We start from the raw sequence: 13,503 nt of genomic DNA, 5'->3' as shown, positions 1-13,503 counted from the left end.
AGGGGGTACGGCGCAATCATTCAAAACAGAGAGGTTCGAGAGTATGACAGATGCACAATGGGTGTTACTGAAAAGCACCATACAAGGTGAACAATCATCGTCTCTCCCAATCGGCTTCATCATCGATTGTCCGTGGGTGCCAAACTGGTGCGGGGTTACCATCCTCGACTATTTTTCGAACGATGACATCTGGATCAACGCCAACCTCAAAGCTATCAATGATTTCCCTGATGTCATGTTCCTCCCCGGTTTCTGGTCTGAATTTGGTATGTGCACCGAACCGTCCGCGTTCGGAGCGCGATGCTCATTTCCGGTGAACGAATTTCCCCATGCGCACAAGCTTTCACTTACAGTGAATGAAATCGACTCGCTTCCATCGCCGAATCCAAAGGTCGATGGTCTCTTGCCCTTCATGTTGAATCGTCTGAAACTGGCGCAACCTCGAATCGAGGATGCGGGCCACAAGATCCGGTTCGCCGTGGCCCGGGGACCACTGAATATCGCCAGCTATCTCATGGGTACGTCGGAATTCCTGACGCTTCTGATGATAGCTCCTGCAACAGCAGAACGGTTGATAACAAAGATCACAACGTTTCTCAAAGAATGGCTGTCGCTGCAGAGGGAAACATTCCCCACCATCGATGGCATTCTGCTGCTCGATGATATCATCGGATTTCTCGGCGAACCAGAGTTCCGTTCGTTCGGACTCCCGTACTTCAAAGAGTTGTACGGCACCGATGTCTCCGTCAGGTTCCTCCACAATGACGCTCATTGCAAAGTGTCGGCTCCGTTCCTGCCAGAGATGGGAGTCAATCTTTTCAACATGGGATTTGACATTACGCTGAATGAATTGAAATTATTGACTGGAAACAAAGTCACGCTTCTTGGAAACATCCCTCCACGTGATGTGCTGGCGAGCGGTACTCCGGAGGACGTGACCAGAGTGACAACTGAGTTGATCGAATCTCTTCATGATCGGTCCAGAGTCATTCTGTCTTGCGGTGGAGGCATGCCGCCGGGGGTGAAGTCTGAGAATATCAAGGCCTTTATTGACGCGGCAAAGAGACAAGTACCTGTCCCATAGCTGCGCTTCGACAATCCGCCTGCCCCAAGAAGCATGGTTCGGCGGGCAGGCCAACTGTCGGACAACCGGGTCGGACAGCTTGAAAGGCGGAAAGTGTTACGAGTAGCGGTTCTCATCGTGTTCTATGCTCTGGTGCGATGTCCCTGCGATTCCTTTGCCCAAAGCGCAACGGATATCGAGCGTACTCTCCGCGCTGTGGCTAACGGTATCGTTAAAGATTCAGTGTTCAGTTTCGTCGATCAGAAGAGCGGGCGACACATCAAGTACGCAACCGAGGCGCCGGAGGATGCACAACTGCGGCTTGTAAGCCCTTACGCAGACTGGCGCTACTGGAACGGAGTGCTGAACATTTCGTTGATCAGATTGGGTGAAACACTTCACCAGGCTTCCTTTGCCGATTTCGCGGTGAGAAACGTGGCATTCAGTTTCGACAACGTCGGTTGCTTCAAGGATCGGTACAAGGGGGAAGGGAAATGGAATTATCCCTTTGGACAACATTTCATCATGGAAGAGCTCGACGACTGCGGCGCAATGGGTGCCAGTGTCATCGAAGTGTACCGCAGCGATAGGCAGGATCGGTATCGATCATACATCGATCAAGCCGCAGCACATATGCTGAAACGGCAGACCCGGCTGAACGACGGCACGTTTGCCCGGTCGTTTCCGCACAAATGGACTCTCTGGTCTGATGATCTCTACATGAGCATCTCCTTCCTCTCCCGGATGGGTGCTCTGACAGGAGACAGGAAGTATTTTGACGACGCTGCGCTGCAGGTCATCAATTTCCAAAAGTACGTGTTTGATGTGAATACCGGATTGATGTATCACTGCTGGTATTCAGATGTGCAACGGCCGGGTGTTGCCTTCTGGGGCCGTGCCAATGGTTGGGCCCTGATGGCGCAGGTTGATTTGCTGGACCGCCTGCCGACGAATCACCCCAGCCGCCCGCAGTTGTTGGAGATTCTGAAACGACACATCCTTGGAGTCGCCCGCTACCAGGGGGCAGAGGGTCTGTGGCATCAGTTGCTCGACAAGCCCGACTCGTATGTGGAGACGTCCTGCAGCGCGATGTTTGCGTATGCAATCGCACGATCCGTCAACAAGGGGTACATCGAGCAGCGCTACGCCTCGATTGCCCGACGCGGATGGGAAGGTGTGACGTCGAAAATCCGGTCCGATGGCCAGATTGAAGGAGTCTGCGCAGGAACATCAGTCAGTGACGATCTCGTCGCCTACTATTGCCGTCCGACGCCTCTGAACGACATCCATGGGATTGGTGCTGTGATACTGGCCGGCACAGAAATCCTGCAGCTCGCCAAGTGACCCGGCCGCTGCCATTGAGATTCTCAACGTTTTCCTGACTCCCTGAGCAAACACTTGAAGGAACTATGACAAACTCTGAAAGCACTGACATGAACAATGCTGCGGGTCAAGCAGCGCCGGTGACCCACTATCGCTGGGCTATTTGTGCACTGCTCTTCTTTGCTACAACCATCAACTATGTAGACCGATCGGTTCTGGGACTTCTTGCTCCTGTCCTGCAGAAGGAAATCGGCTGGGACCAGATTGATTATGGCAATATTGTCGCAGCGTTCATGGCCGCCTATGCCATAGCTATGGTTTTTGTCGGCAGGTTTGTTGACAGGGTGGGAACGAAAACCGGATTCTCAATCTCCATTGTTGTTTGGAGCATCGCAGCGATGGGACATGCTCTCGCCAGGTCTGTTTTCGGCTTTGGCGTTGCGAGGTTCGCTCTTGGCCTGGGCGAGTCCGGGAATTTTCCCTCGTCGAATAAAGCCATCGCTGAATGGTTTCCGAAGAAGGAGAGAGCTCTTGCGATATCTTTGTTTAACTCCGGGGCGAACATTGGCGCACTGCTGGTTCCTCTTGTCGTCCCCTGGATCGCTCTGACCTGGGGTTGGCAGGCGGCGTTCATCTTCACCGGTCTGCTCGGGTTCATCTGGCTGGTTTTCTGGCTTTGGCTCTATGAGATACCGGAGAGGCACAAAAAAGTCTCAAGGGCGGAATTGGAAATCATTCACAGCGATGCGGCTGAGAGCGCGCCGGAAAAAATTCCCTGGTTGGGTTTGCTCAGATACCGACAAACCTGGTCTTTCATCGTCGGCAAATTGCTGACGGATCCGTTCTGGTGGTTCTATATATATTGGCTGCCGAAATTCCTCAACGAAAAATATGGTCTCGACCTGGCTCATGTCGGCCTGCCATTGATCGTTATCTATACCATGACGAGCGTCGGCGGCATTGCCGGGGGGTGGCTCCCGGGATTCTTTATCAGAGCTGGCTGGGGAATCAACAGGGGAAGGAAGACCGCAATGCTGGTCTGTGCATTGTTGATTGTGCCCATCGTGTTCGTTCCCATTGCATCGTTATGGTGGGCAGTGATTTTGCTCGGTCTGGCTACAGCAGCGCATCAGGGTTGGTCTGCAAACCTTTTCACGACAGTTTCTGATATGTTCCCCAAGAAAGCGGTCGGGTCTGTTACCGGGATCGGCGGCATGGCCGGTTCGATCGGCGGAATATTGATCGCTTCGGGGACCGGCTATATCCTGCAGGCAACCGGAAGTTATACCACGCTCTTCATCATGGCTGGATCAGCATACGTGATCACGTTGTTCATCTTCCATCTGTTGGTCCCGAAAATCGACACCTTCGAGATGGGGATCAAATGATCCGGAAGACGAAAATCGCATTTCTCATTACGCTCTTCCTGTGTTTCTTGTCGCTGTCCATGGTCGCCCAGGTAAAGCTGCCGCGTCTCATCAGTGACGGCATGGTCTTACAGCGGGATGCCCGGGTCAAGGTGTGGGGATGGGCGGCGCGAGGCGAGAAGGTCACGGTCAAATTCCTCGGATCGACCTATTCCGCAACCGCGGACACGATGGGGGAATGGGCCGTCCAGCTCTCGGGATTGAAAGCGGGCGGACCTTGTACGATGACAATAGACGCCAGCAATTCAATCACCATAAACAATATCCTGATTGGTGACGTCTGGGTCTGTTCCGGTCAATCGAACATGGAACTGCCCATGCGCCGCGTGCGCCCGCTCTATGAGCAGGACGTTGCAGAAGCGAGCAACACGTACATCAGGTACTTCGCAGTCCCGCAGAAGTACAATTTCAACGCTCCGCAAACTGATCTCAGCGGCGGAATGTGGGAGAGTCCGAATCCGACGTCGGTTCTGAGCTTCTCTGCGGTCGCGTATTTCTTTGGCGCGGAGCTTTACGCGAAATATCATGTTCCTGTCGGCCTCATCAACACCAGCCTTGGCGGTTCACCGGCTGAGTCGTGGATGAGCGAGGAAGCATTGAGGCAGTTCCCAAAGCACTTTCAGGAGGCTCAACGGTTCAAAAACGCGGACCTGATTCGTCAGATCGAAAGTCAGGACAAGGCCAGAATCGATGCCTGGTATGAGCTGCTGAAACAAAAGGACGAGGGCTATAAGGATCCTCAGAGGCCGTGGTTCAGTCCGGCCGTGAGCACCGACGGCTGGCCGCAGATGCATGTGCCGGGCTACTGGGCTGGAACCACACTCGGTCCGGTCAACGGCGTTGTCTGGTTTCGGAGGGATTTTGATATTCCTGAATCCATGACCGGCAGGCCGGGGACACTGAATCTGGGACGGCTTGTGGATGCGGACTCCGTCTTTGTCAACGGTGTATTCGTGGGCACGACGAGCTATCAGTACCCACCGCGGTGGTACGACCTCCCGTCCACCGTGTTAAAAAAAGGACGGAACACGATTGTCGTTCGGGTCATCAGCAACATCGGCAAGGGAGGGTTTGTCCCCGACAAGCCGTACGAGATCGTCTGTGCCGGACAAACGATCGACCTAAAAGGCGAGTGGAAGTACCGGCTCGGGGCTGCGATGGATCCGTTGGCGGGTCAGACATTTGTCCGTTGGAAGCCGCTCGGCTTGTACAACGCCATGCTGTCGCCTCTCCTGAACTATGCCATCAAAGGAGCGGCATGGTACCAGGGGGAGTCGAATGCCGAAAGGCCTGCCGAGTACTGCGCGCTGCTTCCTGCTCTGATTCGTGATTGGCGAACACAATGGAACGAAGGGGATTTTCCGTTCCTGATCGTTCAACTTCCGAATTTCATGGAGCCGAAGAGTCAGCCATCAGAAAGCAACTGGGCGCTGCTGAGGGAAGCACAGATGGATGCGTCCTCGCTGCCGAACACCGGTGTCGTCGTCACGATCGATCTTGGAGAATGGAACGACATTCATCCCCTGAACAAGAAAGATGTCGGCAAACGGTTGACACTTGCCGCGGCGAAGATGGCATATGCTGATGAGACGGTTGTTTCTTCCGGGCCTGTGTATACGTCCATGAGGACGGAAGGGAACAAGATCATCCTCTCGTTCACGAACACAGGAAGCGGATTGGTCGCCAAAGGAAAGGATCTTGACGGCTTCGCCATCGCGGGAGCGGACAAACGGTTCGTTTGGGCGCACGCGACCATCAAGGGTAACACGGTGGTTGTTTGGAGCGAGGATGTTTCCAATCCTGTTGCGGTCCGATATGCCTGGGCGGATAATCCTTCAGGTGCTGGTCTCTACAATGTCGAAGGACTCCCGGCTGCGCCATTCAGAACCGACAGTACTCCATTCTGAAAGCGTACTCTTGAACAGCGGGCCATTGCAGCCAGTGGGCGGGCTGCAGAAGGCGAAAACGGATTGAGGAACTCCCGGGAGTTGCAGTCCTATCGCACCAGGAGCATCTTTTTTGTTTCTGCGAATCCGGCCGACGTGAGCCGTCCGAAGTAGACGCCGCTCGGCATCTCTGTTGCATCCCACGGAACAGTGTATCTCCCTGGCGACTTCTCCTCGTCGACGAGCATCGCCACCTCCCGGCCAGCTGCATCATACACCTTGAGTGTAACGTGGCTTCGAGCTGGCACCCTGAAGGTGATGACCGTCTGTGGGTTGAATGGGTTCGGATAGTTCTGTTCCAGCAGATACTCTTCGGGAGGACCGGCTTCATGTTCGGCGGCACTCACGGCGGGGATGATCTTCAGGAGTTCTATTCCGTTCGCTTTCCGGAGATTTTTCGAATAGCTCATCTCCGTTGCATTGTTCCAGTGTTCATGCACACCCAGGCTTCCTATCGGTGTACCGTCATTCTCAGGATCATAACGCACACCTGTCGGCCAATTCGCCGAGTCTGCAGCCTGATGCAGGTGATCGTCAACGCCGACCATCTGGGGGTACGTCTCGGCATGCTTGTCGCTTGTGAACTCAGCCTTGAGCATGTCATAGCACACAGATTCCAACGCTACCGGATCCTGCGACATCAGAATGGAAGATGGCCAGTCGTTATTAAATGGCGCCATTTTGAATTTGACAGGCTCCAGGTTTGCTCCACGTCCGCCCCATAATCCATCGACGACATAGAACACGGAGTTGCCGCCGAGTTTCTTATGCCCCATAAGATCCACCAGGACGCGGTACTTGCTATATCCGAACCTGCTGTTCTTGTTACCGCCGGGAGTAAATCCATCCGGATTGACGAGTCCCATGTGCATATGCATGGCATTCTGCCGGACGTGCGAGCCGAAATCAAGTTTTCCGATCACCGTCATTCCACCGCGTTCGTGAACTTTGAGAGCCCCCACATAGATCAGGTAATCCGCTTCCTCGATCACGCTGTAGAGGGTATCTTGATAGACGGGAGACCCGACCGACATGTCGCTCCAGCTGCCGGCGCGAAGTGTTCCACCTTTGTCGGAGAAGAACACTGACGGTTTTGTCCCTTTGGCTGCAACGGTCCGTCCTTGTCCACCTTTGTGGCAGATATATCTGACGTTTGGAAACTCTGTATGCCAGATGTCCCAATATTCGCTCTGAATATCCCGCATCGGATCACCAACAGAAATGTTCTCCTGCGGGATGCCATAATCATTGATGAGTCCCCGAAGCAACGCGAGAACAGGCTGCGGAGACGTGCGCGATTCGATATAGGAAGTAAGATCAGGGATAGAGTGATTGTTGCTGTCAACCACCGTGGATCCGATACCGTTCGTCTTGATGAAGATCTTCTCTCCGGTCTTGTATCCTAACGCTCCCTTCCCTTTCCTCGTGTTGAAGGAAACGAACAACGAGTCCATTGCGTCGCGAACCTTGGATGTACCGGTGAGCTTGAGCAGCGACTCCCGAACCATCCCATCGACCACAGTCATGTTGGTGTTCTTGGGGAGGTAGTAGGCATCACCAAAGGATCTGTTTCCGCAGTTCTCATTTGTCGCATCCGGATTTCTATCCCAGATGACACGTCCGGGAAATATCCCTCGTGCCACACCGATCGGCACGTTGGCTGTGTCAAGGTAGCTCGAATCCGCGAAGACGGGGGGTTGATCTGCCTGGAATGCAAGGAATCCAGTCACGAGGGCAACGACAAAGAACCCAACCGCCGCCCATGTGCGGGATGTGCTCCAGTGCATTTTCATACGATCCAATGCGAAGGCTGACATTGCCAGACCAAGGACGTACAGAACAAAGGTTGACGCTATCGGATACGCCACCCGCATGCAAGGATAGGAAGCCCGGCTTGGTTTGGGGAGAACGCGCATGAGAAACCAAATGACCGCAAGAATCCCGGTGACAGGAACAAACCACTTGCTGAGCTTTGAACTTTTCAGACTCTCTATCCAGGCTTTCATCATATTCCTTTACCAAGGATTGGTACGCCCCCTGAGACCGTCTACACGCGACTCAGTGACCAAAGTCGAATCTGCTGCAAAAGCACAGCTCCCTCTCTGCATAGGCTGCGAGACGGACGAGACCCAACCGTCACTATGTCTGTGTGGTTTCCGCGACACGCGATTGTCATGAGACGCAGATGTAATACGATAGCGGATAGTTGCCTGAATTTCAATGTCCGCCAGCACAACAGAATCTTCTGCTAACAATCGAGGGAACATAAGGAAACAATTCTCTGAGAATGGTGGACATGGATTCCCGTTTTTGAAATTCGATGATGCTGTTCGCTGCACAGCGAGTTGCGAATGGGGAGATTTCGGACACGATGCTGGAAACGAGAGTCATCACAGCACAATGCAGCATCAAATGCATGGTGAGGCCACGCAACTTCTTTGGAAGCCGGCCGCTGATTCCGCCGGTTCGACATCCTCTGACCTTGCGAAGAACAGCACAATTTGACTAACTTAGTGTCGGACCAAACAACGAGGGGCTGGTCACCGCCAAAGAGCTCCCGAACCAGAGAACAAGAAGAGGATACGATGACTAGAAGGCATTTCCTGATTACGTTCACATTGCTGTGCACTACGGGTGTTGTGTTCTCACAATCAACGGTGAATACACTTGTGGTTCACGCCGACGCCGCCAAAGACACTATCAGCAAATTCATCTACGGACAATTTGCGGAGCACCTCGGACGCGGCATCTACGGGGGCATTTGGGTGGGAGAGAACAGCTCCATTCCCAATACGCGCGGCATGCGCAACGATGTTGTTGCCGCCCTGAAGAAGATAAAAGTCTCCGCAGTTCGATGGCCCGGCGGATGTTTTGCGGATGAGTATCATTGGGGGGCCGGCATCGGCCCGCGTGCCAATCGTCCCAAGATGGTCAACACGAATTGGGGAGGAATCACAGAAGACAACAGCTTCGGGACGCACGAATTCATGGACCTGTGTGAGCAGCTTGGGTGCGAGCCTGTCATTTGCGGAAACATCGGAAGCGGCACGGTGAAAGAAATGTCAGACTGGGTGCAGTACCTGACTGGAGACGGCGACAATCCAATGACCGAATTACGAAGGAAGAACGGGAGGGACAAGCCATGGAGGGTGAAATTCTGGGGCGTGGGGAATGAGACCTTCGGATGCGGCGGTATCATGTCGGCTGATCACTATGCGAATGAACTTGCGCGATACTCGTTGTTTCTCAAGAACTACGGCGCGAATAGGCTTTACAAGATCTCTTCGGGTGGTCTTCCTGAGGATTTCAATTGGACTGAAACAATCATGAACAAATGGAAGAACACCGACGGCTGGCTTCAGGGATACCTGAGCGGATACTCTCTGCATTTCTATACGGTGAACGATTGGAGCAACAAAGGGTCTGCAATTGATTTCACCGAGAATCAATGGTTCGCTACGCTTTCGAAAACCTTGCAGATGGAGGACCTCGTCGCCAGGCATTCGGCAATAATGGACAAGTATGACGCACACAAAAGTATCGACTTGATTGTGGACGAGTGGGGAACCTGGTATGACGTCGAGCCAGGAACCAACCCCGGCTTTCTGTATCAACAGAACACCCTCCGTGATGCAGTTGTTGCGGCCGTCAACCTGAACATCTTTCATAAGCATTGTGATCGTGTGAAAATGTCGAACATCGCGCAGATGGTGAATGTGCTACAGGCAATGATTCTCACGCAGGGAGCCGACATGGTGTTGACCCCGACGTACTATGTCTTCAAGATGTATTCCGTCCACCAGGACGCTGTGATGCTGCCGGTAGAGTTGCAGTGTGAATCGTACTCCAACGGGGCGGCATCCATACCTGCATTGAGTGTATCCGCATCGAAGGACAAGGAAGGCCGAATCCATATCTCGATTGCAAATCTCCACCCGACGAAAGCGCTGACCGTGCGGTGCGATGTGAAGGGAACACCATGCTCAAGGGTTTCGGGTGAAATCATCACGGCAGCATCGATGAACGCGCATAATGATTTTGGCAAGCCGGAGGCCGTGAACATGAAGCCGTTCGTGGGCGCTCAGCCGCACAATGGGATTCTCACAGTTTCTCTTCCTGCAAAATCTGTCGTGACGCTTGAAGTGAATTGACGTGGGAGTGTACGTGAGGGTTTGTCGTCTCATGTATGCAGACGTTGGTTAACGCCGTTGCTGTTCGGATGATTGCAGGGGAAATGGGTCCGGTGTTTATGCTCTTCACCTCACATAACAAGAATGGATAATCTAGAAATGTGGCATACTTCTGCCTCACGTACCAATGCAGTTCTAAACACGATTCGGGGCTTCAACCATGGTGTTCGTGTTTCACTATTACTCATCGCAGGGCTTCTGACTTGCAGTGTTGTCCCTTCCGACGTTGCCCGATCGCAAGGAACATCTCCTGTGGCCAGGAAATGGGTGGGAACCTGGAGTACGGCACCCCAGCTTGTCGAAACAGGGAATATGCCTCCATCGCCGGGCTTGACGAACAACTCGCTGAGGCAGGTTGTCCGGGTGTCAATCGGGGGCGACACTCTGCGGGTACGATTCTCGAACGAATTCAGCACAAGCGCGGTGACGATGAAATCTGTGCAAATCGCCGTGTCAACCGGCGGGAGCACGATCAACATATCCACCAACAGGGAATTGAAATTCGGCGGGAGCTCCGAAGTCACCATAAGCGCAGGTGCTGCAGTTACGTCGGACCCCGTTGCGTTCGGCTTGAAGCCAAGGATGGATGTTGCAGTTACAATCTATTATGGCCAAACATCCGCCACCGTCACCGGCCATCCCGGGTCCCGTACGACATCATACATCGTGGCCGGCAACACAACAACGACGACCGATTTTACCGGTGCTGTCATGACTGATCACTGGTACAACATCAATACAATTGATGTACTGACGTCGTCAACCGCAGCGTGCGTGGCGATTCTTGGCAACTCCATTACTGATGGCCGGGGTTCGACAACAAACCTCCAGAACCGCTGGCCGGACGTATTTTCGGAATCGCTCCTGAAAGACTCCAGCACGCAGCAAATAGGTGTCCTCAACCAGGGCATTGGGGGCAACTGTGTCCTTGCGGGTGGTTTGGGTCCGACGGGAGCCAGCCGATTTTATCGGGATATTGTTAATCAGCCGGGCGTACGATGGGCGATTGTCTTCGAAGGGGTGAATGACATCGGTGGAGTTACCTCCGCAACCGCGGCAACGACGACAGCCAATAACCTCATCGCCGCCTACAAGCAAATGATTGCAAAAGCCCATGCGAACAATATCCGGATCTATGGCGGCACCATCATGCCCTTCAAGGGGAATAGTTACTACAACCAATACAGTGAACAATGCCGGATCAGCGTCAATCAGTGGATTCGTGCCCGGAGCAACTTCGATGGCTGCATTGATTTCGATCTGGTGATGCGCAGTCCACTGGACACGGCAAGAATTGTGTCGTCGTATCAGAACGATGGCCTTCACCCTGACGCGGCAGGACACAAAACGATGGGTGAGTCGGTTGATCTGAAGTTGTTCGCCGGCGCCGATACGACCTTTCAGCAGCGCACGGATTTCGAGTCGTTGTGGTTTGAAGCCGAACGTTTTGTGCAGGCCGGCAGTAGTTTCACCATCGTATCCGATGCTTCTGCATCCAACGGGAAATACACAACGGTTCAGGCCGGCATTCAATCCCTCACATCTCCCCCCGCAGAAAGTGTCAATCTGATCACAATTCCTTTCACCGTGACAAGAGATTCGATATACAATGTGTTTGCCCGTCTCAATTGTCCGACATACGATGAGGATTCCTTCTGGGCAAGAATGGACGATGGCGAATTTGCAAGCTATAATGGACTGAAGACCGATGGATGGGCCTGGACGAAACTCAACAGCTTTCCCCTGACCAAGGGAAAGCATACCCTGACCATTGGCTACCGCGAAGATGGGGCCTGTCTTGACAAACTCTGCATCACAAATGATGTGGCTGCTCCGTCGGGCATTGGCGGCACGGACCCCATAACGCTCGGGATCAATTCCACGGGAACACCCAATGGCTATGCGCTGGAACCAAACTATCCGAACCCGTTTAATCCGTCTACTCATATCAGGTTCAGTATCGCGAAGACCGCACAAACAAGTCTCAGGATATACGACGTGCTCGGCAAGGAAGTCACAACATTGGTAGACGACAGTTTACAGGCGGGCGATTACAGGGTCACCTGGGATGGTAAGGATTCCAATGGCATCAAAGTGGTCAGCGGGACCTATCTTTGCAGATTAACAGCCGGGGATCACGCAATTTCCCAGAAAATGATATTGTTGAAATAATGATGCCGGGCATTTCTGGCAAGTATGCTGGATTTCCCAGCATCGTTGTGTCACCCTCGAGATCTCTGAGGCAAGAATTCGCTATGAAAAGCCGGTCGATCATTCGTCTCATTCTCTCCCTTGCCCTCCTGACGGCGTGCGTTTCTGCGCTCTTCGGACAGTCGCCGATACCACCCGAGGCAAAGCTGGAAAAACTTGCATCCGGCTTGCTGCAGCCGGAAGGCCCGGTCTGGAAAGATGGCGCAGGGCTTCTGTTCAGCGACATCAAACGGAACCTCATCAATGTCTGGTCGCCGTTGGACGGTTCTGTCAAACTCTATTTACAGCCTTCGGACAGTTCAAACGGCATGACCTTCGATCAACAGGGGAGGCTGGTGCTGACGCAGATGCGCCTGCGCCGGGTTGCACGGCAGGAATTGAATGGGACAATTACTCCGCTCGCATCGACGTATGACGGAAAGAAGCTGAACAGCCCAAATGACCTGGTCGTCAGGTCCGATGGCTCAATTTTTTTCACCGATCCCGATTTCAACATCCCGTCCGGGCAGAAACGGGAGCTGAATTTCAAAGGGATTTTTCGTATCACGCCAAAAGGTGCGCTGGTCCTGCTTGACAGTGCATTTGACAAACCGAACGGCATCTGTTTCTCCCCCGATGAGAAGAAGCTCTATGTCAATGAATCGGCACGCTGCCTCATCTATGTGTGGGATGTGATCGGCGACTCCCTTATCGTGAATAAGTTGCTCTTCTATTCGATTCCTGCCACTGGCTACGCGGACGGGATGAAAGTGGATCCTTCCGGCAATCTCTATTGTGCCGGCCCGACAGGAGTGTGGATCATCTCGCCGACCGGTCAGTATCTGGGGAAAATTGCCATGACCGAGAATCCTTCCAACTGTGCGTGGGGTGATAACGACAGGAAGACGCTCTACATGACTGCCGGAAGTTCGTTGTATAGAATCCGTACCATAACCACGGGCCTGAACGAGGGGAATCAATACTCTCTTCCGGGCGAGATTGAACTGCGCCAAAACTATCCCAACCCTTTTAACGGATCCACGGACCTCTCTTATTCTCTTCCCCGCACGATGGGGGTCGAACTGAGAGTGTACAATTCCGTGGGACATCTTGTTTGCTCGCTCGTTCAAGAGACAAAGGAGGCAGGTTGTCATTTGGCAGCATTCGATGCCTCCTCGATGGCGAGCGGTGTGTACTTCGCATCGCTTGTTACACGAACAGAGCGGAAAGGTTTGTCAATTCAATCAAAGAAGATGATACTGATACGGTAGGCGCCTGTTGTTGCCTGGAAATGGGAGACCGTTTATGACCTTGACAATGCCTTCCCTGCCAGTTGCCATGTGCAGAACTGTCGGTTTCTCTCT

8 protein-coding genes are annotated in these 13,503 nt (G+C 53.3%); 7 read left to right on the top strand and 1 reads right to left on the bottom strand.

Annotated elements, in window-relative coordinates; all coding sequences use genetic code 11:
- The first annotated feature begins 43 nt into the window (after positions 1 to 43).
- The 4 genes from NTU47_03795 (at position 44) to NTU47_03780 (ending at position 5,720) form a co-directional block, all read left to right on the top strand.
- Positions 44 to 1,084 (top strand): uroporphyrinogen decarboxylase, encoded by a 1,041-nt coding sequence (locus tag NTU47_03795; GenBank protein MCX6132917.1) that lies wholly within the window; start codon positions 44 to 46, stop codon positions 1,082 to 1,084.
- A 93-nt stretch (positions 1,085 to 1,177) separates the two neighbouring features.
- On the top strand, positions 1,178 to 2,407 hold the full coding sequence (locus tag NTU47_03790) for a glycoside hydrolase family 88 protein (protein MCX6132916.1): 1,230 nt from the start codon (positions 1,178 to 1,180) through the stop codon (positions 2,405 to 2,407).
- A gap of 65 nt (positions 2,408 to 2,472) precedes the next feature.
- On the top strand, positions 2,473 to 3,774 hold the full coding sequence (locus NTU47_03785) for an MFS transporter (GenBank protein MCX6132915.1): 1,302 nt from the start codon (positions 2,473 to 2,475) through the stop codon (positions 3,772 to 3,774).
- A complete protein-coding gene (locus NTU47_03780; protein MCX6132914.1) occupies positions 3,771 to 5,720 on the top strand; it encodes a sialate O-acetylesterase in 1,950 nt (649 codons plus the stop codon). Before NTU47_03785 ends, NTU47_03780 begins: the two co-directional genes overlap by 4 nt.
- An 89-nt stretch (positions 5,721 to 5,809) precedes the next feature.
- Here the strand turns inward: NTU47_03780 and NTU47_03775 are convergent, their stop codons facing one another.
- Positions 5,810 to 7,765, bottom strand: a complete 1,956-nt coding sequence (locus tag NTU47_03775) for a DUF362 domain-containing protein (GenBank protein ID MCX6132913.1) — start codon at positions 7,763 to 7,765, stop codon at positions 5,810 to 5,812.
- Positions 7,766 to 8,344: 579 nt separating this feature from the next.
- Here NTU47_03775 and NTU47_03770 point away from each other — a divergent pair.
- From NTU47_03770 to NTU47_03760, 3 genes are all read left to right on the top strand, one after another.
- On the top strand, positions 8,345 to 9,910 hold the full coding sequence (locus NTU47_03770) for an alpha-N-arabinofuranosidase (protein MCX6132912.1): 1,566 nt from the start codon (positions 8,345 to 8,347) through the stop codon (positions 9,908 to 9,910).
- Between the two features lie 291 nt (positions 9,911 to 10,201).
- Positions 10,202 to 12,121: a GDSL-type esterase/lipase family protein gene (locus NTU47_03765; GenBank protein ID MCX6132911.1), complete on the top strand. Its 1,920-nt coding sequence runs from the start codon at positions 10,202 to 10,204 to the stop codon at positions 12,119 to 12,121.
- An 83-nt stretch (positions 12,122 to 12,204) separates the two neighbouring features.
- A complete protein-coding gene (locus NTU47_03760) occupies positions 12,205 to 13,410 on the top strand; it encodes an SMP-30/gluconolactonase/LRE family protein (GenBank protein MCX6132910.1) in 1,206 nt (401 codons plus the stop codon).
- Positions 13,411 to 13,503 lie beyond the last annotated feature (93 nt).

This window comes from Ignavibacteriales bacterium (assembly GCA_026390595.1).
In the GTDB taxonomy this organism is placed as follows: Bacteria; Bacteroidota; Ignavibacteria; order UBA10030; family UBA10030; genus UBA9647.
The sequence above is the reverse complement of the archived record's forward strand: the minus strand, read 5'-3'. Positions and strand labels throughout refer to the sequence as shown.